This is a genomic window from Paenibacillus sp. 05T425 (assembly GCF_056396205.1).
This window is the reverse complement of the sequence record NZ_JBFTLA010000011.1, coordinates 64,860-87,643: the sequence shown is the minus strand read 5'-3', so window position 1 is coordinate 87,643 and position 22,784 is coordinate 64,860. Positions and strand designations below refer to the sequence as shown.

Sequence of the window (22,784 nt, the reverse complement as noted above, 5' to 3'; positions counted from 1 at the left end):
TCGGCTTTTCCTTATTTTATAACGATATAATCTTTTTCGTTTTGAAAACGATCAAAGTGATTACTACCTTCTTCGAAGCGCTGCCAAGTAAAGGTTAGCGATTTATCATGTTTTAAAATTCCTTTCTCAACATCCAGTATCCAGTTTTCAAAGACCCAAGAAACATCTCCTGCGTTGTAGTAAGAAACGGATTGATACTTATAAGCTCCTGCGGATTTTATATTACCCTTCAATATACCAAATCCCTCATACCCATCTTCGCTATTTACCATCTTTATCTCTCCGTTATGGATATACCAATAACTAACCGTGCTAATATTGGAGCTCTCACAAGTTGAAATTGCGAATAAATCGGGATTACCTTCTACAATAAAAACTTCTTTATTGTCGTAATTAATCTGACGCTCACCTATTGAAAAGAACTTCACGTCCTTCGTTCCTTGTTCTACAATCGCTAGGTTATAACTCCCACTATATAGGCGATCCCCTTCCATTGAGCACGCCCACATCATATCACTTACTTGGATTTTTTCGGATTCAGAAAATACGTACACATCATAGGTTTGCTTATCACCGGTGTCAGACATTACAAATTTATAGACATTGTTCTTGGCTGCGAAAGCTAATCTCTTTTGAGCTTCATCATAAGCACTCTTTTTCTTTAATGTCTCAGTGATCATCGATTTCGCTTCATCTGAATCTATTAGCTTCTGTGCGCTTTCAAAGTGCTTAAGCCCCTCGTCGAATAACTGATTATTCAGCTTCTCTCTACCTTGAGCTATCTCTTTCCCCGCCAAAGACTGTTTATTCAACTGTTCTAGCAGTTCCATTTCCTTGGGAAAGGTAGCCTCATGTCCTGTTAAGCTTTCCTTGATGTCACTGATCACCTTAATCGACTGATCCCAATCCTTCTTATCTAAGAATACTTTATGATTCGTAATTGCTGCAGCAATCTCCTCTTTGAATACCTGCACCTGATCCGCTTTAGCTTGTTGAAGCAGTTCCTGAGACTCTGTTTTTTTTGGTTCTAACTCGGTAGCTTTTTGAAAATCTTTAATCGCCATTGTGTAATTCTTTTGCTCCATTGCTTCTTTCCCTGACTTTACAACATCCTTATATTCTTGCGAGGTACACCCCACAAGCAATGCCAAACAGCAAGCCAAAACAAAAACATATTTCTTCCCCATGATATTCCCCTCTTTTTATGTTTACAATATGTACTACACCTTCCTAATTTATCATACGACAGTGCATTAAAACTATCCGATTTCGAATATTATACTTATCAAACATCATTACCTATTTGCGCACCGGTTCACCGTCCCGAATTATAGGTAATGTAATCTTCATTACTGAAAGAAGAACAGACGAGAGTACAAATTCCCCCGTCTGTTCTTCTAGCTCTAGAATCTAATGAATACAGCTGTGCGCAGATATATTAATTTGCAAACTAGGAAATTGTGATTTTGGTTATGCAAGCTCATGATTCACCTAATTAAACACCCTCAAAATGATTCATTATCCTCATGAGACTCATGAATTGTACCATCGTCAGCTTCGAAAAATCACCAAAGGAAAGAGCATTTTCCTAAACGCCGAAGCTCCGCTGAAATGGATGTAACTCGTGGACAGGGCGTGTGCAGAACTCGGTTGCGAACCTCCTAGGATTTTCATGTGGGCCTATGATCCTCATTTCCAGCCTCATAATTTACTATCCCATTATAACGCTTAATAACTCCCCGCTAGTACCCCAACACCTTCTTTATTAGTTGAATCCAGTCTTCTCGCAGTTCCTTGGTGATCGCTTCTTGATAAACCTTTTTCTTTTCCTCTGACATAGCGCTCGGTAACTCCTCCTGCATTCCCTTAAGTATTTTCACATCTTGCTCACTAAGCGGACGGCTTCGCGAATGCACATGTTCTTTGTAGGTGGCAGCATCCATGCGCAAGACCTTTACAGGCCCCAACGTTTCTAGGTTCATTTGCATTTGCACGCCTGGGAGGTCAATGTCACCGGAGTAATGAATCGTACAATCCGAATTGATTTCGATACATTTAACAATAAAATATTTTGCCGCAGCGCGTGCCTGCCCTGAGGTGCATACGAGGATCGGAAAATGATCGGGAATCTGTTCAAGCGCCACCCCGCTTGTCTCCAAAAAATGAACGGTTTCATCTACTAAAAACGAAAACACAGATGGATTCTCAAAAACAAATAGGTCAGCAGGTTTGAACCAATTTTGACTAGCATGCAACTCACTCAAGTTCAGTGTTCTAGCTGCTGTTCCATAATGCTCATTCGGTATAAATGCATGCACATACGAGCTTATATCATCAGCCATAATCCCAGAGGCCCGATAAATGTATCTTCGCTTCATAAAATCAGGAACTAACAGATGATCGTTCCCTGTTCTTATGCCTCTCTTTATTTGTTGGGTATGGATATCTTCTAAAGCATGCCATAACAATCTGCCTGCCGGAAATTTCATATCAAAAGCATGTGGGTCTCCTTCTGTAATTAATTGTGCGAATATTGGAAGATGCACCCACGGGACATGGCTACCTAACTCTGCTAACATTTTGTCGTTTTCAACAAGTAGAAACCATAATGCTTTTAAACAATAAAATATCATTACAACGGAATCGGTATTTGTTCGCATAGCATGCTGGACAATTCTGTAACCGGATGCTTTCCCATCTTGCAGCCTTTGAAGCCAATAAAACGTTTTGTCCACTAATGTTTGATTAGTGGCACTGAATCCCATACGGCTCATAAAAATACTGTTGGCCTGTTCAAACAATGTGTGCCATGCTTGCTCCTCCAACTGCCGCTGCTCTGCATTAGTCACCAAAGGCTTGCCATATAATACTTCATACAACTCAGGGATATCCAGTTTATATCCCTGTGCGATCTCCTCGGCAAATACTTTCAAAGGAACCTCGATCGTAGAGCCTGGCCGAATTAACCGTTCTAACCGGTTGCCAAAAAACTCTTGCAGCCTTGTGGCTTCATCTCTTGATACCACTTCGACGTTAATATTTCCCCTTACCCTATTTTGCCCTCTGTATTTCTTAAATGCGGTCTCCAACAAACTGTGGAGCAGCGGATCACTATAGTATTGTTTCGCCGATTTCCTGATTCTTGTCTCCATTACTCAAACGCCTCACTTCACTTGTGCTTACTACCGGTTTCACTTTTCGACAAGTGTCCGCTTTTTCCCATCCCAACGATAATGGAATAACGTAATTGTATTCGAATCTTTGGGACGATGAATCTCATAAATCGCTAGGCGTGGAACCGAATCATAACATCCCCAGAGTACTTGTGAGGTCATCATATAATCAAAGCCCATATCGGTCAGCAGCAGAAACATATCTCGAATGTTGGCATCATCGACACCAGCAAAAGCTTCATCCAATGAAATAATTTTCGGCGCATCTCCGCTAGCATCGCTATATCGGGAATAGGTAGCAGCCAGCAGCGGAATATACATCGACATTGCTTTTTCTCCACCGCTCAGGACATTAAACTTATCGTCTTTTAATTCCTTATAGGCAAGCTTATCCCCTTTGCGATACAACAACGTGAACTTAAACCAAGTACGGTAATCAAGTAAATTATAAATATAATCCCGGAATGTCCCTTGTGCTTCATTAGCGCTTTGTTTAGCTAGCAAAATTCGATTACGGAAATGGGCAATAACTTGCTCGATTTCTACATCATCCAAACGGTGTGAATCCCGCAACAATAATTCAACCAACGGTTCCGTATCCAAATCGGACTCCATTTCTCCCGTCCTTGCTGTCCATTGCAATGATAACTGCAAACCGCTTGATGTATCCCGTTGTTTCATAAGATCATTCATCTGACCAACCCAATCTTTGGCCCGGTGAATCCGAAGTCGAATCGCCCGACCGACACTGCGTAAAATAATTTCCTCATAAAGCTCACGGTCTTTTTCCGTCAGAAGCACCTGCTGCTCATGCTCCAATGTTCGCACATCTTCCAACAGTTGCGTTAGCGATAAAGGATGCAGACGATCTCGTTTAGACGCAATTATCACTCTACCGGATGCAAGATACTCACGCTCCAAGACATAGTCTATTAAAGAGCCACGGGTTATCGAAAAAGTCTCCTGAAGATCATGAGAAACACGATCCTTGGTTACATGATCAAACAATGCTTCGTATTCTCTTACTATTTGCTTACACAACTTGCGAGTTGCCTTCTCATCCACGTGATGATTGGCAAACTCCCTCCATTGCGGAGTAATGGAAAGCTCAAGCTCCGTATGCCAATTTACCAAGACCCCACCCATTTGGGTTTCACATTGCCGCAACTCCTTGGATTGAAATTCCAGCTTTACTTTCGTTTCCGCTAAAGCGCTACCAAGCTGCTCTTTTTTCCCTCTCAAATCATCCATTGCTTTGCGTACATCAATCTTTAAATGTTTGAGGTGCTGAATTTGCAAATAAACTTCTTCGATATCCGTTTCCTGAATAAGCTTCCGCAGCTTTTCGGTCTGCGCCGCATATTTGCGTTCACGTTCCTCAAACTCCTGTCGTTCTTCATAATCGTCCTCTAGCAACCTTAAAATGTCCGCTAGCTGTTCTTCATAGCTAGCATGATTTCGTGTCATTTCTTGCGTACGTATTAAAGTGGAAGACAACTCTGAAATTAGATTTCCATACGCTCCGCATAGTTCAATGGCTTCGCTAATCGAAATCTCCTGCTTTAAACCTGACCACCCCTCTGTTAGTTCGATCAGTTGCAGTTGAATTTCTTTCTTAGCTGTTACCTTCTCTTTGTACCAAGCTTCCATTTTCTGTTCTTGCTTCATCACCTCAGCAAGCCGATAGGAGGTCTGTAACAACGTATCCATCTGGAGCTGTAGTTCTCCATCTTTCGGAAAAGCATCCAGTTCATTTCGCAGTTGCTGCTGTTGTTCTCTATTTGCTTGCAGGTCATTTTCAACATCTTTAATCTGATCCAGAAGATGCTGTTTTTCGGTCTGCAAACGCTCGATTTCAAGCTGCTTCGTACGCAACCGTGTCTCTGTACCAATGTACTCCGCCCGGCTTTTCGACAAATTTCTGCCCATCAACGGGCCTAGGCGGAAGCTGCCAATACGGTTTACATACACATTGCCGTTCAAAGGCATATTGCTTAATTTTCCCTGTGACCATTCAATACTGCTCAGCACTAGTTGAATATCCTCAAGGGATAACCCGCTAATTAGTGGAGGAGTTCCATTCAACACATCAGCAAGTGTACTTCCTTGCACAGGGTTCGGCTCAAGCCAAATCTCTTCATCATTGTCTTGATGCCATAGTGCGAGCTTCCCGCCTGGAATAATCCAAGCATCTAACAGACCAGCTTGCACTAACGTTTCTTCCAGCTGTGCTCTGTCACTTTCAGATAGGGAAGAATGAAATTCACATGCCGCATAAAGCGGCGCTCCCATTTCAGCCCCTCTTTGTTGCCGGGAGAGAAGCCGTCCTGTCGTTCTAGCTGGCTCTGGTTCTCTTGAAGCCTGCCATTGTTGCAGTTCCTGCTCAATTCGCTTACATTCTTTGTTCAGCGACTCCTGTTGCTGTTGCAGCTTTACCCGTTGTCCGATTAATTCGTGATTCTGATGTTCAAAAGCTTGGATAACCGGCTGGCGAACAAGATCGTATTTACGCTCCAGCGGTGTTAACATAGATACAGCCCGCAAACATTCCCGCACCTGTTCGCTTTCCAATGTTAATTGATTCAACTTCTCATGCCAACGCAACAGTTCCTCCCTTAAGGTCTGTTTAAGCCCGTCTAATTCGTCTTCTTCAATTGAATATTGTTCCTCTAGCAAATTTCGCTCTTTATGAACTTCTCCCAATTGAATTTCAACTTCTGCAACGGCTTTAGCAGCTTCATTCGCCTTTCTTGCCACCTCTAAGGCTGCAGTTAGCGCTTTTTTATGGTTGTCGAGGTCTTTTTTCCAGTTAACTGTCCAACGTTCATCTCCTTGCATGCCACGCTGCCATAAGCCATGATAAATGTCATGCTCACGGAATTCAATCATCCGGGCGTGCTCTTCAAGTTCATCGATAATTTGAAGCTGTACAGCTGATAATTCAGATAGTTTCCCATTTAAAAATAAAATCTCATTCCGTATTTTTTCAGATGTTTTAGTATTACTGTTTATCCGCTCGCCGATACCCTTTAGCTGATTTCGCGTATCATTTAACTGGCCTTCCGACATCTCCAGTTCTCTTTGTTTCTCCATTGCTTCGCCTCTATTCAGAACCTCAAGCTCCATTTCGGCTTTTTCTAATTGCTGCCGATTTTGCTCTAAGACATCTACGATAGCAGCTTCTTCCTGCTCGGCTTCTTTTTTTTGAACTTCCAAAATATGAAGCTCCTGCGACAGATGATCCTTCACTTTCATTAATTCCAATAAACGCTTAGAATACGTCTGGAGCAAAAAATTACAATAACGATCATACTGGCCATGCAGCTTTTCGATTTCTGTACGATGTAGTTGCAATTCTTCCAAACGATCTGTAATTTGATCCATATCCTCCAAAACATCGGTGAGCGGATTCAAGTCGGCATCATGCAATGGCGGTAAAGCTCGCGTCAAGATCTCATACATAGACGAAGGTTTAAAATCTTTCGATAACTTGGGACTGCGCAATTCCAATAGCAGCTTCAATAAATCCTGGTAGGACTCTACGTCTTGAAAACCAAACAGAGTTTTATTGACCATATCCCGATAGGCGCTTTGCTCCTGTACGACTTGTCCCCCCTCACCGATCGCTTCCTCCAGCCTTTTTCGATTCAAAGGCGTTTTCGTTCCTTGTTCCAGCCAAAGCTCGCGATCATACAACCAGCAGTCATAATTAATTCTACGACCATCATCCAGCAAAAAGCCCCAAAAGCCAATTTGTGTTACCCCACGACGCGCTCGCACACCAATACCGATCGTTTTATATAGTTTTTTTTCTGTATGATAAAACTCTAGCCACAAATATCCGGTTCTGTCCGTATGTCCTTCTTCCGCATCACCCAGCAAATAATACTCCAAACGACGATCACGGGAACCAAACGGGTCTAAACGTTGTGGTCTTTTATCTCCATCTAATACAAGTGGAAGAAAACTTTGCATCGTAACCGACTTGCCAGAGCCATTTGTCCCTCTTAAAATAATTCGCCCTTCTTCAAGACAAAATTCTTCCTCATCATAATGCCAAAAATTCAAAACGCCTGCCCGGTTCATCTGCCACCGTGAAGTATGGTTGACCGTGGCAACGTCCACATCCGCTACGGTATCTATTTGCATAAAGCTCCCCCTTATACCTCTAATTCAACTGGCCCATACTGAGCTGTCCAACGCCCAGCAATCGCATAAAGCACAAACAAGCCGTCTTCTCCCCACTCTCCAAATCCCCACTCCGTCAAATGATCGCATACCTCTACTGCTAATTCAGGTGATTTCATTTTACTGTAGTCGCTTATCCAATATTTTTTGTAATCATTTTGCAGCTGGATTAATATCCTTTCAATCTCTCCTTTAGTAAGATGGATCGTTCCATCTCGCTCCACGCTTATACTAGAATCAGCAGTAGTCACTTCATTACGGATGACACCACATACTAACAGGACTATATCTGAAATAGAAGACAGCGTAGGAAACAACTCCGCCTCCGCAATAAGTTCCGACTCAAAAAAAACAATACCTTCACGATACCTGCTGCCTTCCCAGCCAAACATCGATTTAATTTGTGTTAACACATTTTTTCGTTGCCCGTGGAAATACAACAAGTCGTCAAGCCAAAACCGATCATGGATGACTGGCTCTAGTAAATAGCGACGGTAGAGATGATGTTTTCGGCGACGGTTTTGTTCTTCTTGCTCCGTACCGTAATCTAAAGTTTCGCGCAGTTCATCCATCGTTGTATATTCGGTAAGCGCCTTTGGGAAGTTGCGTAATACATACCGGGAATAGGAGGTACATTCATATAGGACATCGCTAGTATTAGCGTCACTTTGCGCCCAACGCGATTCTTGGCCATCAACAGCTTGCACAATGCCCATGCTTTTCAGTTTTTTTAACGCTCTCGCCATCGACAAACGATGATAATAATTTTTCCAATCCACTTCCATTCCTTGTTCAGACATATACTCGCGAATTTCTTTCACGAGGGTAGTTAATAGAAACTGTTCTTGCTCTAGTCTACTTTCCAGAAACCATAGCGCATACGTGAATAAAGCATAATCAAGCGGCTCGCGAAATTCACGAAATCCCATCCACGGATATGCTACTACAGGAGCTTTGTCCAGCTTGGCTAGCTTAGCATTAACAAATAAAGAATAGCCTGCAAAATCCATAAACCATTGCTTCAACTCAGATTGTTTCTCTTTTATCCAGTAGTATAGTTGCGGATCATGATCTTTAGTAATCCAAGGACGATTCAGCAGCGCATTCATACATGCGATTTTCCGATTCTCATGCTCAGCTTTATCGACAAGATTCGTTCGCCGTCTTTTCTCCCGATTTGGCTTGCCAATTTTTATCTTTTCCATTTTCCTTCCACCCTCTGTTATTCAGGACAATTCTAACCTTCTATCCAATGAATCATCTCGTTCCAAGCATCTCCACTGGCAACTTCAAACTGAAACTCATAGTTCAGCAGTTCCAGTTCTCCATCTTCGCATTGTAAGATCGTTCGCTCTTTATTGGGCGGCTGCTTTAGTTGGATTTTAACCCCTTCTGGCGTATAAAATAACGATGTAGAGGTAGCCGTACATAAGCCAATCCATTGCAAAATTTGCAAGCGTTCCGAAACAGACACGGTATCGAACTCTGACATCCGAATTACTCTTTTTTCTACCATTTGAATTACAAAACGAAGCTCCTGTTTATGGCGTTGAATGTATTCTTTTCTCAATACCACCTTTTTTGCAGATTTATCTATAACCGAATCTGTGTCCAAACGTTCATTCTTCTTACGGCTCCGCGATCGTAAAGTAATTTCGTTTGGCGGTTCATGCCACATCGACATCTCTGAGCTGTCCGATTCCCGATTATCTTGTCCCTGCAAATGTCGAGTCGGAAAAAGCCCAAATGCATACGCAGCTAGCTTATGGGCGGAATCAATATCATCGCTTTGATAAAACCATTGACCCAAATAATTAAGTTCCTTTCGTCGACTGATCGTTGACCGTTTTCGCTCCTGAATGCGGATCGCGCTGCGCACCATTTTGACAACCGTTTCCTTAGAAGCTGCTTCTAATAGCTCAAGCTCGCTAGTCGAACCCGTTTCCCCTATAAACCACCTTTTTAACCCATTCCACTTCTCATATAGCTCCTCAAAATATCTCTCTTTCGTCATCGTTTCTTCCAGTTTTGGAATACGCCATTGGTCTTCAACAACAGCTTCAAGAAATAAATCTCTTACCCCTGCTGTAATTTGTTCCAGATTACCTTCGATCTTGAACGAACGTCGCTGCAGTGCTTGTACGAAATCCCGTAGATACTGGGTAATTGAATCCTTATATAACAAAAAAGCATCGGTGGCCATCAGCTCCTCTGCCTTATTTGTTTGGAGGCTCGCTATATAATCCACAGATGCCTCATGGAGCCTCTGAAACGAGTTGTACAAACTATTCCATAACTCCAGCGCCTGCTCCTGCTCGTATACGCCTGCATGCTCTCGTATTCCAAATAACGTATCGGCAATCCAGTCAAAAAGTGTTGGCTCTAGTGATCCCCCGTATCCGTGAACCTTCTCCAAGCTCTCCAGCAAACGCTCGATCTCAATCGAATAGGGGGTCAACAGATATTGGTATTTTTTTCGCAAATACTCCTCCACGGTAAGCGATCTGCCGCCATCATGGCGAGAGCTTAAATTGCCCCACTCCACTAATTGCTCCAGGTCTAGATGGCATTGCTCTAACGTGTAATTTTTATGCAGCTGCCATGACATTACACCTTCAAAAATCTGCTCTGGCTTTAACCAATAGTTGAGCTTTTGATATTGTTCATACAAAAAACGCATGATTACGCGATAACGAGTCACATTGTCGGCATTCACATATTTCAACTCCGTGACACCGCGAAATGAAATTAAATTAGGAATTTTACTCAAGCGAACCTCCGAGAAAGTAAGAAATATGAGGCAAAGTAGACTAGAGTTATTAGCGATTGCCAGCATGCAAAGATTGCAACCACTCAATCAATACAGCCTGTGCTTTAAATTCTTTGTTTAAATTACAATACACGATCCCACTAAGGTCAGACGGGATTTTGGCCAGGCCCCGTCGACAAATAATTGTTCTACCTCTACCCAACTGTGAAAAAAAGATACCGAACTCCAGAACAACATTGTCTCTTGGCTGCAGTGCAAAATCATTCCTATACCATACCTTATCATCTTCATTGAAAATCAATATTGCTGCATCAACGTTCAAGCTTATGTCGCGCAAGCTATCCAGTGCATAATTTCCCAATTGAAATAATCCCCGCTTGTTCCACGGCAGGGGCTCATGACCTTCTTCCTCAATAATCATCGCTACTTGTCTCAGATCTGTTAGCGATTGCTGCGAGTTCGAGCTTCCAATGAAAATTTTCATCTACCAGATGTCCTCCTAATCCGTGCCAAACTTGCATGTAAAATTTTAGCTAATCATACCCTAAAGGCAATCCATCGTCTACCATTTAGATATATTAAGATCATTTTTGGAAGTTAATTGTTGTTTTTCTGTTGAAAAGAAATTAAACTTCGTATATCTAAATATGGATGGAGGAAATTAGTTTTGGAGGAACTACTTAATATAAAACTGTGGCTTGAAAAATTTACGAAACAAAATAGTCTTTCCGAATTGAAGGAATTACGCAAGCTTCTCAAAAATACAATCAAGCAAGTTGATCATTCATTGGAAAAACGCGACCCAAAAGCCCGCGATCCTCATAAACGCTGCCCCGAGTGCCAATCCAACAATGTGAGAAAGCATGGAACAGCTCCATTAGTACGAATTTATTGCCACGATTGCAGCAAAGCTTACGTCGTAAATCGACAGCCTCTTTATTATCGAAGGAGAAAACACCAATCCATCCTTGACCTCATCGTTGAAATTCATAAGACGAACAAAAGCCCTACCGAAATTATCCAGCACTTAGGGATATCCTCAAAAACCTATTACGTGTGGAGAAAAGAAATTCTCTCCGTTTTCCCGCAGCTAGAATCTAAATTCAAAAACAGACGAAAAAAGTAACCTTTTCTCAGACAACCACCCTATTTACAATCCATATGAAGAAATATATTTGGTTAAGTAGATTTTTCGGTAACCACAACTAAGGAAAATATTTTTTACTTAGCTATGGAATTAACTCGAGGCACTCGAAAATCATTTATTTTCAAATAGTAACAATCTATTTCTAATCAAAAGTCTGGTTCATTGTGATTCATAATGTATTTTATTCAAGATGTTTTCACATGCTTCTTTTGGTTCACTATTCTTATTTGGAGTAAATTCTCTTAGTCTGCATATGATAATATTGTCTCGAAAGCATGCTTGATTTTCAACTCCATATACATAAATAAGACGCTTCCATAGCCACTTATTCAGTGATCATAGAAGCGTCTTGCAGGTTAATGGGGCACTTATTTACTCGGTTGGACAGCCACATCAAAAACCAACATTATTCAGTCGAAGCAAACCTGTCACATCTCATTTTCGCACCATACTAACACCACTATTGATGTTACTGAATTTTAAAAATACTGTTTAGGATCGTGTGGCAGTACTAAGCAGCTTTTTCTGAAGTCCGCCCCAATATTTATAATTATTTTCCAGTTTACTAAAAATTAAGTAGATTACAATATTTGATCTCAATAGTTTCAATAAAATTCTCTTAAATCTTCGGCGTATCTATAACTAATTGGTTGTTTTTCTTCTGTTTCTATCCATCCAATTTCATTATGTGCATATTCACTAATTTTTCTGGAACCATAATCTCTAAAATGCGCTTCAATTTCCTGCATAATCTCTAATTCATCATCAGAAAATACTGTTGAATCAAATGGCTCAGAAGCTTTGATCATCATCATCGTCCAGCCTTCATCATTCGTACGTTCATCAACTTCAATAACATTCATATGTTGTAAATGGGCCAAAGCCATATCGTGATCTTTGGGCACCGGACCATATGGGTATTTAACATAAGTTGCGCCCGTTATTGATACTGTTTGTCTTTTAAAATACAGAAAATCACTATACCACATCAATTTCATAAGTTTTGTTTTTAAAACCCCATTTGTCGTGAAATAAACGATCATATGAATGAACTTTTCTAAGGAAAAATCACTATAACCAGCCAAATCCGTTGTTTCATGTGATTTATAAATAKATTCAATAATTTGTTCGTCTGTCTGAAATGATTGTGAGGCGATAGTCCAAGCATCAAGTGATGTTTCCGCCATTTTTAATTCCCTACTAGATAACAAACCTTTATTTCTATTGAAGAACTCTAATATAACATGTGGATGTTGTTGCAATCGTTTATATAGCTCTAAATGGGTTGCTTGCGGCAAACTCCCAGATTCATATCTAGTTACACTTGCAGCTCCAATATTCAGCAACTTAGCAAACGGCCTGACCCCCAATTTATATTGTTGCCTCACGTTCTGAATCTCAAATGATGTCATACCATACTTTTCGGAATAAATTCGCGTTACATTAACCATTGTTTCGGTTTCCAACTCTTCCACATCAATTAGTAAACCACAGTTGTTACAAAACGCTATCCTTCGTTCTAGCTCAATATCCTGCCCCCTAAATCTAAATACCTGAAGTTCTTTTTTTATGGTATAAGTATGTTCTGCATGACAAGACTCACAATAGTTCAATATTTCCATTACTATTCCCTCCTCATTAGGTCGGAATTTATATAAAGTAGGGGACGAGGTTTCCGAAAACCCCCGTCTTCCTATGTATTTAATTTTGTGTGTATCCTTCAGGATGAAATGAGATGCACATGCACAGATTATGATCTATGGTTAACTTAATGTATGCAATTTTCCCGTTAAGTTCTTTCCTAAAAAACCAAACCAACTCCTCGGATCCTCTACGATCCAACTCAGGCGGCTTATATTGGTCACTAGGCTTCAACTTCATGATCTCCCGCCAAGCTCCTCTTCTGTCTTCAATACCTAAATCAAAAAGAGCTTGAACGCTATCGTAATCATTCCGCTTTGAGAAGTAAGTACGTCCGCTAGAAATGAGTGCTTTTGCTTGCCGTAAAAATTCCGCCGTCGTCATCTATATGTTTCACCTCCTGCTCCTAAATTATACTATCCGCATCAAAAAAGTGCAATCAAATGATTACACTTTTCTGGACGTTTTATTTGGATGATTATTTTCTAAATCGACATCGGATAAGCAATAAAATGATGCTTTATTGCAATATAAATTTGGGACACAAATTACTCGTGTCTCCAATGTCCCTATCCACTCACGAAAACCCCCTATAAATTAAGCTAGAAACGCTCTCAATATGAGTCGTATGAGGAAACATATCCACCGGTGTTACCTCCACCGTCCGATACCCGCCATCCTCGAGCACCCTCAAGTCTCTCGCTAACGTCGATGAATTACAACTCACATACACAACCCGCTTCGGCTGCATCTTCAAGATCGTGTCCAGCAGCGCAGGATCGCAGCCTTTGCGCGGCGGATCGACGACGATCACGTCGGCGGTCACGCCTTCCTCGCGCCAGCGAGGAATAACGACCTCCGCAGGTCCCGCTTCAAACTTAGCATTCGCAATACCGTTCAACTCCGCATTCCGCGCAGCGTCCTCAATCGCTTCAGGCACAATCTCTACGCCGTAGACGCGGCCGGCCTTCCGAGCGAGGAACAACGAAATCGTCCCGATGCCGCAATAAGCATCGATAACATCTTCGTTACCCGTTAGACCCGCGTATTCAACGGCTCTTCTATACAGCTCAACCGTCTGCACCGGATTTACCTGATAGAACGATCTCGCGGAGATGGCAAAGCGAATGCCGTCGAGCTCGTCGTAGATGACGTCGCTGCCCCACAGCGTACGAGTTTCGTCGCCGAAAATAACGTTCGTCTCGCGCGTGTTCACGTTCTGCACGATGCTCTTCACGCCTGGGAGCTCCTCGCGGATGCGCTCTATCCAGCGATCTGCCAAAGGCAGCTTCTTAACGTTAGTTATGAGCACCACCATAATTTCGCCAGTCACAACGCCTGTCCGAGCCATAACATGGCGCAGCACTCCCTGACCTGACTCTTCGTCATAAGGCGTGACGCCTAGCTCACGCCCAATCCGCTTGACGACGCGGACAACCTCGTCATTATGCTCGTGCTCGATGAGGCAATCGTCCATGTCGATGATGCGATGGCTGCCGCGGGCGTAGAAGCCGGCGATCAGCTCGCCGCTCGCGTTATGCGTGCCGATCGGCACGCTCGCCTTGTTGCGATAGCGCCAAGGCTTGTCCATACCGACCGTAGGATGAACAACGATTCCAGCCGACGATACCCCGTCCCCATTGGCCTCTCCCACCACATTCAGCTTCCCGATCCGCACGAGGTTATCGACGACATGCTGCCGCTTCCATGCCAGCTGAGCCGCATAGTCAAAATGCTGCAGCTGGCAGCCGCCGCATTCCTTATAAATATCGCAAGGCGGCTCCTGACGATCCGCGCTCTTCTCCAGCAGTTCCGTCAGACGGGCATAGCCGTACTGCTTCTTCACTTTCATCACTTTCGCGCGTACGCGCTCGCCGGGCAGCGCCCCTTGGATGAACAGGGTGAAGCCGTTCGCGCGTCCTACGCCTTCGCCGTCATGGGTGAGGCCGATAATATCGAGCGTCACCTCTTCGTTCTTCTGGAAGGGCGCGTCTGCCCGTTCCTTCTCGGCCACCGTGTTGCGCCCCCTATTGGATCTTCCGTTATGGCTGCCGCTCTTGTTCGTACCTTTACGCATGTAATCTCTCCGCTCTGCCTTCATAGCCGTCCTTAATCAAAAATCTAACTCCTATCATACAATACGGCCAGCCTCTTTGCACCATTCGCATGGTCATGAGACTAGCCGCAGCTACTAACGATATGTGGAAATTCCCGTTTCATCGGCAAAAATCTGAAGATGCGACGGCAGCACGGAGAACGTGCATGGCAATACGCCGCCATATTCGCCGTCCAGATTAATCTGAACGTAATCCGGTGTCGTCACCTTAAGCTCATTCGTCCGGAAGTGGACCACATGCGGATCATTCAGATGCTCCCCGCGCAGCGCGAGTGTGACAAGCTTGATGAATTCCGGCAAGTTACACTTACGGATGAGCAGCACGTCGAGCAAGCCGTCATCAAGCAACGAATCCGGAGCCAGACGCTCGAAGCCGCCTACGGAGTTGCTGTTGCAGATGAGGAACATCATGAACTCGTCGTGGAACTCCCCGACGCCGGCCGCTTCGAACTTCAATTCGGTCGGGCGCAGGCGGGTCATTTTCTCCAGACCCTTCATATAATAAGCAAGCTGCCCAACCATCGTCTTGAGCTTGCTCGGCACATCGTAAGTCAGCTCCGTGAGCGATCCGCCGCCGGCAATGTTAATAAAGTAGCGATCATTCGCCTTGCCGACGTCAATCGGTCGAGTATACTGCTGAATGATAAGGTCGCAAGCGTACTCCCAATGCTTCGGGATGCCCGTCGCTCTGGCAAAATCATTCGTCGTCCCCACAGGCAATATGCCCAGCGGAGGAATGTTCGTCTTGTTCGCTAGGCCGTTGATCACTTCATACAGCGTACCGTCGCCGCCAGCCGCGATAATCATATCATAGCCGCGATCCGCAGCTTCAGCCGCAGCCATCGTCGCATCGCCTTCGCCGATCGTCGCATGACAGCTCGTCTCGATCCCGCCCTGCTCCAGCTTCTGCAAAATATCCGGAAGACGCCGCTTCATCTCTTCTCTTCCCGATGTCGGGTTATAGATAAGCCTTGCCCGTTTAATACTCATATGACTCTCACACCCCTAGTTATCCCATACAACTATCTATTATGTAACCTTCATTACCTATCAACCATTCCGTCCATCAAGCCAGCTCGTCATCTGCCGTGTCAGCCAGCGTTCAATCGCCGGATTCGGCAGCATCGCACGTCCGTTATACCGATAGTCAAGTCCAGCAAGACGAGTCGGCACGACATGGCTTGTAAAATAACCCGGGCTCAAGAACAGCGGCACTACGATCACCGCCAGTTCAGGATGCTCGCTCTGCATCGCCGCTAGCTTAGCCGCAGCCTGGTCGGGGAGCAGCATCGCATGCTCCGACTGAGCGAAGCCGCCAAGCGCCTGCAGCCGCGCTGCGAGCAACGAAAGGCCTTGCTGCCAGCGCTCGTGGAACACCTTCTCCTTGCTGCCATGCCCGATCAGTAGCACCGCTTCACGCTCCGGCGCTTCCGACAGCTCGGCAATGTTAGCGAGCAGCAGCTCGGCAATGTCCGGATCGTCGTCGATCGGCGAACCGTACGTCACCTTCGCCGCTACGCGGAACGTGCCGAGATCGCCTTCAAGATCGGACACCCATGGCAGGCCGAACGCCTGCCCGATCTCGTCTACATGCGTACTTCCGGACGAGACGAACAGCGGCACGACCAGCATATCCGTCACGCCGGCCTTCTCCAGCTCGTCGATACCATCCTGAATAAGCCGTCCCTCCACGATCTCCAGGAAGGACGACACAATAGGTACGCCTGCAAGACGAGGCGAAGAGGAGGCTTGCTTAACAGCAGCATCAACGAGCTCCACCCAGCTTGCTTCCCTGGAGCCGTGACTTATAACGAGAATGCCCGACTTCATATGGGCTTACCTTCCAAGACGCTCTAATGCCATTTTATACCCGTCATTGCCGTAATTCAAACAGCGCTTAACTCGCGAGATTGTCGCCGTGCTGGCACCCGTCTCCGCTTCGATCTGATTGTATGTACTGCCCTTGCCGAGCATACGCGCGACCTCTAGACGCTGGGACAACGACTGAATCTCGTTCACCGTGCACAGGTCGTCAAAAAACACATAACATTCCTCAACCGACTTCAAAGTCAGAACCGCTTCGAACAGTTGGTCAATCGCTTTATCGTTCAGCTTCTTAAGCTGCATGAGCATTCACTCCATTTATTTATAAGGTATCTCGCGGATTATCGAACTATCGCTATTATTGTAGCTTTTTTGGACTGTTTTTTCAAACATTACCGTATTCACGCTTTACAGGACGGAAGGGTCGACAGTGGACCAAGCTTAGCCGTTCCCATACAAGCACAGGGCGAATATCATGGAAAAAGTTCATTAATCGGGGCATTCGTCCAATCCGACCTAGCGCCTATGCATAAACTAATAAAAAAAAGGGTTGTGATCCGTGTGGATTATCGCAATAACCCGAGTGCCGGCGATCAACATCAGTTCCCGACACACGGCACCTACCGCCATGGCCAGAGCCAGCACAGCCAGTCGTACAGGAACAAGTCAAGCGGTTTGAAATCGAGCGGCGTCAAAATCGTGGACGCGGAAACGTCGGCCATCCTTCCCGTCGCTCCGCCTCCTTCGCCGGTTGTCGTTCCGACGCCGGATATGCTCCCCTCCATTCCGACCATACCAAAGGATGCGACGCTCGGCGAGCTCGTGGAGGCTGCACCGGCCATAACGAAGACTGGAGGCTTCTCCCTCGCAAGCTTAGGCGATATTAAAGGCTACATCGACCGAATGGGTGGTATTGACGGTATTCTGACGACAGTGGGTAAGGTGCAGAAGGTTGTGTCCAGTGTCTCCCAGATGGCGCCGCTTGTGAAAGTACTGCTCGCCTCCTTCAAGAAGTCCAAGGATGACGATGACAGCGATGCGACCGATTGGAAGCCTAAGCGCAAGAGACGCCGCAAGAAACCTGCCTCTGGCCGCAAAGGTACTACGACTAAGCGCCCTGTAGCGAAGAAGCGCCGCCGCTAAGCTTGCCGAACACTCAGCCATTCGTTATGATATATCTATAAGCAATCAATCGGAGTGAAGAACACCCCAGCTTCAGCGCGTTATGCGCTGCGGCTTGGGGTGTTTTGTCGTTCCTATCGACGAAGGAGGTATCAACTTGCATCCTAATCTACTTCGCTTTATTGAATCGTTCGAGCATGAAGCCTCGCTCACCGGCAAGTTCCGCAGCAAACTGGATAAGACCGCGCTAGTCTTCCTCGAGCAAGTCTGGGGAGCGGCGTTCGATTACAACTATGATGGCCTGCGTGCGGAGTTTCCGTTCATCGATCACAAGGGCGGTCAACGCTTCGCGGACTTCGTCTTCGTGAAGAACGGCGTCCGCCTCGCCATCGAACTCGACGGCTTTACGACGCATGCCAGTCAGATTACGCCCGGTGAGTTCAATGATCATCTCGCTAGGCAAAATGATCTCGTCCTCTCGGGTTGGCTCCTTCTTCGCTTCTCGGCTTGGCAAGCCGCTCATGACTCTCAGCGATGCATCGCCCAGATCAAGCAGGCGATCGGCCACTGGTGGTCGGTTGCGTATAACGGTCAGACCGCCTATGACACCAAGCTGTGGGAAGCCCGCAAGACGCTGCTTATTCAACTGGCAAGACGCCGTGATGCCAAGCTGAAGCCCAGCGAGGTCGCACGCGAATTCCGCATCAGTAATCGAACGGCGATCGATTGGCTGAAGCGTTATGAACAAGAAGGGATCTTCCGCGGTCTGAAGTCCGGTCAGCGAATCACCTTCTACAAGCTCTCTATCCCCAATGAATAGTGAATATTCTGTTAATATGTGAATAATTAACCGAATAAGAATAAAAAGCTCAAACGTTGTCCACTTGTGGATAACGTTTGAGCTTTTGCGTCCACAGCCAATTGTCCCCCATTTGTGCACCTTAGACGACTTATTGTTCTATCCACAAGCTGCTGCCCATCGCCACACACGATTTCATTACCGTTCATGCACAGCTGTGAGCGGTTTGTGCATATCCCGTTCCCGAATAGGTGAGGTTGTCCTCATCCCAGTGAGGCCAGACTCACTCATTCGCCGCAACACAACCACTCGACCCTCGATTAGTGAGGCAAACCTCATTCCTCGTGAACCTACGTTCACGGCAAGTGAGGTTTACCTCACTGCTCCGGCCAGAAGCTCCAATAAGGCGGCAATTAGTGAGATTCACCTCACTATATAATGAGCTCTTTCATACTCAAGCCAGCCTGACATAGGAGCAGCCAAGTTCAATATCAGGTTACTCTGGCACCATGCACAACACGCACCACCACCGAGCGAGCTACGCACAAACCTTACCATCCCGCACCCTCATACACCGCGATCTATGAGCATAACCTCATCCAGAATGAGGCTAGCCTCACACTTTCGCCCCGTCACAGCGACTCCACCATCAAATAGTGAGGTAAATCTCATATCTCGTGAACCTAGGTTCACGACAAGTGAGGTTTGCCTCACTACTTCAGCTAGAAGCTCCAACTAGTCGGCAATTAGTGAGATTCGCCTCACTATATAATGAGCTCCTTCATAGCGCAGGTCCCCTGTCCAGGTCCCCGTCCCCGTGCTACCGCCGCCGCTATATGCTCACACCACGAGACAGCAAAAAAATAGTGAGGCAAAGCTCATTCCCCGTGAACCCAAGTTCACGGCGAGTGAGGATTGCCTCACTATCTCATATCTCAAAGCCCGCGGCCTTCTCCCTCCTATTTCAGGAAGAAGAAGTGAATCAACCAGTAGAAGAACATCGCCATCAGCACCGTGATCGGAATCGTAATAATCCACGATACGACGATTTTGCCTGCGACGCCCCATTTTACGGCGGAGAAGCGCTTCGCGCTGCCGACACCGAGAATGGACGACGTAATAACATGTGTCGTACTTACCGGCAAATGAATCATCGTAGCTGTCAGAATTACGATAGCCGAACCAATATCAGCTGCGAAGCCGTTGATTGGCTCGATCTTGAATATCTTCGTACCCATCGTCTTGATGATCTTCCAGCCGCCGATCGAAGTACCGAGTGCCATTGCTGTCGCTGCCGACAGCTTGACCCACAATGGAACGGACATATCGTCCTGAACGTCTGCCGCAACCAAAGCGAATACGATAATCCCCATCGCTTTCTGCGCATCATTCGTACCGTGCGAGAACGATTGGAACGCAGCGGTTAAGATCTGCCCGAAGCGGAAGCCTTTATTGACCTGATGCGGACTCGACTTGGCAAATATCTTTTTCAATATCCACATGATAATGAAGCCCGCCGTGAAAGCAATAAGCGGTGATGCGATCAGTGCAGTAACGATATCCGTCAAGCCGCTCGCATTAATATTCGAGACTCCTGCACCTGCGATAACCGCGCCCATGAGGGAACCGATAAGCGCATGCGACGAGGAGGAAGGAATACCGAACCACCACGTAATCAAGTTCCATACGATGGCTGACAGCAAAGCTGCGATAACGATCTCCACCCCATGCTCAAGCTTGGAGGGGTCGGCTACGCCTTTACCGATCGTCGCCGCAACGCCCGTGAACGTAAGCGCGCCGACGAAGTTCATGACCGCCGCTAGAACGATCGCTACGCGCGGCTTAAGCGCGCGAGTCGATACGGAAGTCGCAATGGCATTAGCCGTATCGTGAAAACCATTTATAAAATCAAACGAAAGCGCCAGAAAGACAACGATCCATAAGACGTACATATCCATATTGAATGACTCCTACCCTCTTGGATTAGCTATTAGCTGTTACGCATAATAATCGATTCCAGCGTATTGGCAACATCCTCGCAGTAGTCGGTCGTTTCTTCCAACATTTCGTAAATCTCTTTGCGCTTCATAAGCTCAATCGGATCCTTAACGTTGGTGAACAGGCTCTTGATACATACGCGAAGCAGGTCGTCGGCTTGGTTCTCAAGCTCGTTCAAAGCGATATTCGGTTCGCGGATCGCCAGCAGCTTCTTCTCCGTAAGCAGATAGATCGCTTTCTTGATTTGGTGAGCGGAACGAACGAGAATATCTCCGAACAGCGTTATGTACTCATCTTTCTCGCGAATATTGTACATTTCGAAACGGGATGCGCATGCCTCGATGCCGTCCAGCACGTCGTCAAGCGATGTCGTAAGCGCCATAATATCGTCGCGTTCGATCGGGGTAATGAACGTTTTGTTCAGTTCCTTCAATATCGTATGCACGAACTTGTCGCACTTGCTTTCGTATTCCTTCATTGTTTTGGCAAAAGCCGTAACGTCCGACAAATCAGAAATGCCCTTCGAGAAAAACTCCACTGCTTCGACTAACGTGTCTGCCATTTCTTCGAACGTCTTAAAGAAAATATCTTTTTTCTTGAACATCGTAATCCCCTTTACCCGACTTGATGTTTGTTTAGACTTATACACTGCCAAGCCCACAATATCTTAACATAGTTTAGCCGACAATTGTTAAGAGAATGTAAACATTGGTGAAAGTTTTAAAAGTTTTCATTTTCGACACAAAAACAGCGGAATCCCACAAGAGGACCCCGCCGTTCCATAACCACAGCTCATAGATCCACACTTGTAACTACAGTGTTTCCCATGAACTAATTTTGTACCCATGTGACATGCTCAGCGAATGTAGGATTGTTAGGCACGATGTGAAAAAAGGTTTTCCCCGGTACAAAAGGAAGCTCCGTACCGTTCTTCACAATTCGAAGCATGCCGTCTGGAGCGCTTACCCATTCCGCTTCGATTGACTTGCCCTGCTGGAACAATATAGCCGAGCCTCCCCGATCCAGATCGACCGCCAATCGCCCCTCTTTATCGAGCGTCTTGTGGTCAGCCCCAAGAACGACCAAATTAGAAGCTGTCAGCTGCTGATCATTATTCATATCGATATGCGGCTTGTCGTTAATCGACCTTCGGTAAAGCCCGCTCGTCGCATCATATTCATAACCAACCTTATAATTCTGCATCATGAACGTAATCGCTATACTCGAAGCCGGAACGCCCGTCTCCGTCGAGCCTTTCTCCGCGAACGTATAGGTCGGTACGGTCACATCCGTGCTATACCCCTTCTTGTCTGCACCTTCACGCAGCTTCTCCAGACTCGTATACAGGTTATGCGGAGCTTTGCGATCCTTGCTTCGCCAGAAGTAGCCTCCCGCATTCGATATTTCGTCCAAATACGGCTTCTTCTGCCGCTGCAGAATGGCATAACCGTCCGTGCTTGCTCCCGCATGCGCGAGCACGCCGCCGAAGCTTTCGCCAATATGTATTAAATACGGCCGAATGCTGCGTACAGGTCCGATCGTAGCAGTCGCCGCGTCTGTGCTTTGAAAAATAGCGATCAGGCGAGTAATGCCGCCCTCAGCCAGCACCTCGTAGACAACGTCGGCATTCGTAAGCCCTGACTGCGGGCGCGCTGCCGCAAAGTTGTTAATCATGACGGCAATCGGCCGCGACTTCACTTCCTGCTCCATAGGGATGCCTGTTAATGAAGCCGTAAAGCCAAGCGGATTCGGCTCTTCAGTCGGCATATCCGTTACGATCGGCGCATCTGTTCCTGCCGTCGCTTCCGGATCCGCTACCGCGTTATTGCTGCCTCCGCATGCTGTTGCAAGAAGAATAAGCGCAAGCGCGGCTGCCTTGGCTGCCGCTCCCGTTCCTTTTTTCAATCGACGTTTGTTGATCATGAGTACCATCCTTTGCGAAGCGATTAAAGGGATGAATTCGTTTACACCTTTCTTCCATTTAATCACAAAACAACCCGCTTGTC

General features: G+C 45.8%; 18 protein-coding genes. 3 read left to right on the top strand and 15 right to left on the bottom strand.

Going from position 1 to position 22,784, the window contains the following annotated elements:
- Positions 1-11 precede the first annotated feature (11 nt).
- The 6 genes from AC1DF0_RS23660 to AC1DF0_RS23635 all read right to left on the bottom strand — a co-directional run bounded on the left by AC1DF0_RS23660 (position 12) and on the right by AC1DF0_RS23635 (position 10,615).
- Positions 12-1,187, bottom strand: a complete 1,176-nt coding sequence (locus AC1DF0_RS23660) for a tetratricopeptide repeat protein (RefSeq protein WP_477575511.1) — start codon at positions 1,185-1,187, stop codon at positions 12-14.
- A gap of 555 nt (positions 1,188-1,742) precedes the next feature.
- The gene (locus tag AC1DF0_RS23655) at positions 1,743-3,152 is read right to left on the bottom strand and encodes a TIGR02679 domain-containing protein (protein WP_477575510.1); all 1,410 of its coding nucleotides are present in this window, start codon (positions 3,150-3,152) and stop codon (positions 1,743-1,745) included.
- 39 nt (positions 3,153-3,191) lie between these two features.
- Entirely contained in the window at positions 3,192-7,322 is a 4,131-nt protein-coding gene (locus AC1DF0_RS23650; protein WP_477575509.1) for a TIGR02680 family protein, read from the bottom strand.
- 11 nt (positions 7,323-7,333) lie between these two features.
- Complete coding sequence (locus AC1DF0_RS23645) at positions 7,334-8,566, bottom strand: TIGR02678 family protein (protein WP_477575508.1); 1,233 nt, start codon at positions 8,564-8,566, stop codon at positions 7,334-7,336.
- 32 nt (positions 8,567-8,598) lie between these two features.
- A complete protein-coding gene (locus tag AC1DF0_RS23640) occupies positions 8,599-10,131 on the bottom strand; it encodes a TIGR02677 family protein (RefSeq protein WP_477575507.1) in 1,533 nt (510 codons plus the stop codon).
- Positions 10,132-10,180: 49 nt separating this feature from the next.
- Positions 10,181-10,615: a nucleotide-binding protein gene (locus AC1DF0_RS23635; protein ID WP_477575506.1), complete on the bottom strand. Its 435-nt coding sequence runs from the start codon at positions 10,613-10,615 to the stop codon at positions 10,181-10,183.
- A 183-nt stretch (positions 10,616-10,798) separates the two neighbouring features.
- Here AC1DF0_RS23635 and AC1DF0_RS23630 point away from each other — a divergent pair, with 183 nt between their 5' ends.
- Complete coding sequence (locus AC1DF0_RS23630; RefSeq protein WP_477575505.1) at positions 10,799-11,257, top strand: transposase; 459 nt, start codon at positions 10,799-10,801, stop codon at positions 11,255-11,257.
- Between the two features lie 626 nt (positions 11,258-11,883).
- Here the strand turns inward: AC1DF0_RS23630 and AC1DF0_RS23625 are convergent.
- The 6 genes from AC1DF0_RS23625 to AC1DF0_RS23600 all read right to left on the bottom strand — a co-directional run bounded on the left by AC1DF0_RS23625 (position 11,884) and on the right by AC1DF0_RS23600 (position 17,162).
- Positions 11,884-12,900, bottom strand: a complete 1,017-nt coding sequence (locus AC1DF0_RS23625; RefSeq protein WP_477575504.1) for a type II TA system antitoxin MqsA family protein — start codon at positions 12,898-12,900, stop codon at positions 11,884-11,886.
- A 79-nt stretch (positions 12,901-12,979) separates the two neighbouring features.
- Positions 12,980-13,303, bottom strand: a complete 324-nt coding sequence (locus AC1DF0_RS23620; protein WP_477575503.1) for a hypothetical protein — start codon at positions 13,301-13,303, stop codon at positions 12,980-12,982.
- 193 nt (positions 13,304-13,496) lie between these two features.
- Positions 13,497-14,996, bottom strand: coding sequence for a 23S rRNA (uracil(1939)-C(5))-methyltransferase RlmD (rlmD, locus tag AC1DF0_RS23615; RefSeq protein WP_477575502.1), 1,500 nt, complete (start codon positions 14,994-14,996; stop codon positions 13,497-13,499).
- Between the two features lie 114 nt (positions 14,997-15,110).
- Positions 15,111-16,019, bottom strand: a complete 909-nt coding sequence (locus tag AC1DF0_RS23610) for a diacylglycerol kinase (protein WP_475824329.1) — start codon at positions 16,017-16,019, stop codon at positions 15,111-15,113.
- Positions 16,020-16,085: 66 nt separating this feature from the next.
- Positions 16,086-16,865 (bottom strand): sirohydrochlorin chelatase, encoded by a 780-nt coding sequence (locus tag AC1DF0_RS23605; protein ID WP_477575501.1) that lies wholly within the window; start codon positions 16,863-16,865, stop codon positions 16,086-16,088.
- A 6-nt stretch (positions 16,866-16,871) separates the two neighbouring features.
- A complete protein-coding gene (locus AC1DF0_RS23600; protein ID WP_020619046.1) occupies positions 16,872-17,162 on the bottom strand; it encodes a YerC/YecD family TrpR-related protein in 291 nt (96 codons plus the stop codon).
- Between the two features lie 258 nt (positions 17,163-17,420).
- Between AC1DF0_RS23600 and AC1DF0_RS23595 the strand changes: the two genes are divergently transcribed.
- Together AC1DF0_RS23595 and AC1DF0_RS23590 are read left to right on the top strand one after the other, a co-directional pair.
- Complete coding sequence (locus AC1DF0_RS23595) at positions 17,421-18,002, top strand: hypothetical protein (RefSeq protein WP_477575500.1); 582 nt, start codon at positions 17,421-17,423, stop codon at positions 18,000-18,002.
- 136 nt (positions 18,003-18,138) lie between these two features.
- On the top strand, positions 18,139-18,801 hold the full coding sequence (locus AC1DF0_RS23590; protein ID WP_477575499.1) for a helix-turn-helix domain-containing protein: 663 nt from the start codon (positions 18,139-18,141) through the stop codon (positions 18,799-18,801).
- A gap of 938 nt (positions 18,802-19,739) precedes the next feature.
- Here the strand turns inward: AC1DF0_RS23590 and AC1DF0_RS23585 are convergent.
- From AC1DF0_RS23585 to AC1DF0_RS23575, 3 genes are all read right to left on the bottom strand, one after another.
- Positions 19,740-20,738 (bottom strand): inorganic phosphate transporter, encoded by a 999-nt coding sequence (locus AC1DF0_RS23585; RefSeq protein ID WP_477575498.1) that lies wholly within the window; start codon positions 20,736-20,738, stop codon positions 19,740-19,742.
- 32 nt (positions 20,739-20,770) lie between these two features.
- The gene (locus AC1DF0_RS23580; protein ID WP_442052431.1) at positions 20,771-21,382 is read right to left on the bottom strand and encodes a DUF47 domain-containing protein; all 612 of its coding nucleotides are present in this window, start codon (positions 21,380-21,382) and stop codon (positions 20,771-20,773) included.
- A gap of 227 nt (positions 21,383-21,609) precedes the next feature.
- Positions 21,610-22,701: a DUF3048 domain-containing protein gene (locus AC1DF0_RS23575; RefSeq protein ID WP_477575497.1), complete on the bottom strand. Its 1,092-nt coding sequence runs from the start codon at positions 22,699-22,701 to the stop codon at positions 21,610-21,612.
- Between the last annotated feature and the right edge of the window lie 83 nt (positions 22,702-22,784).

What these genes read in the sequence shown, in the direction of transcription:
- AC1DF0_RS23660 (WP_477575511.1), bottom strand. Translation starts at nt 1,187, where the DNA reads ATGGGGAAGAAATATGTTTTTGTTTTGGCTTGCTGTTTGGCATTGCTT.
- AC1DF0_RS23655 (WP_477575510.1), bottom strand. Translation starts at nt 3,152, where the DNA reads ATGGAGACAAGAATCAGGAAATCGGCGAAACAATACTATAGTGATCCG.
- AC1DF0_RS23650 (WP_477575509.1), bottom strand. Translation starts at nt 7,322, where the DNA reads ATGCAAATAGATACCGTAGCGGATGTGGACGTTGCCACGGTCAACCAT.
- AC1DF0_RS23645 (WP_477575508.1), bottom strand. Translation starts at nt 8,566, where the DNA reads ATGGAAAAGATAAAAATTGGCAAGCCAAATCGGGAGAAAAGACGGCGA.
- AC1DF0_RS23635 (WP_477575506.1), bottom strand. Translation starts at nt 10,615, where the DNA reads ATGAAAATTTTCATTGGAAGCTCGAACTCGCAGCAATCGCTAACAGAT.
- AC1DF0_RS23620 (WP_477575503.1), bottom strand. Translation starts at nt 13,303, where the DNA reads ATGACGACGGCGGAATTTTTACGGCAAGCAAAAGCACTCATTTCTAGC.
- rlmD (WP_477575502.1), bottom strand. Translation starts at nt 14,996, where the DNA reads ATGCGTAAAGGTACGAACAAGAGCGGCAGCCATAACGGAAGATCCAAT.
- AC1DF0_RS23605 (WP_477575501.1), bottom strand. Translation starts at nt 16,865, where the DNA reads ATGAAGTCGGGCATTCTCGTTATAAGTCACGGCTCCAGGGAAGCAAGC.
- AC1DF0_RS23600 (WP_020619046.1), bottom strand. Translation starts at nt 17,162, where the DNA reads ATGCAGCTTAAGAAGCTGAACGATAAAGCGATTGACCAACTGTTCGAA.
- AC1DF0_RS23585 (WP_477575498.1), bottom strand. Translation starts at nt 20,738, where the DNA reads ATGGATATGTACGTCTTATGGATCGTTGTCTTTCTGGCGCTTTCGTTT.
- AC1DF0_RS23580 (WP_442052431.1), bottom strand. Translation starts at nt 21,382, where the DNA reads ATGTTCAAGAAAAAAGATATTTTCTTTAAGACGTTCGAAGAAATGGCA.
- AC1DF0_RS23575 (WP_477575497.1), bottom strand. Translation starts at nt 22,701, where the DNA reads ATGATCAACAAACGTCGATTGAAAAAAGGAACGGGAGCGGCAGCCAAG.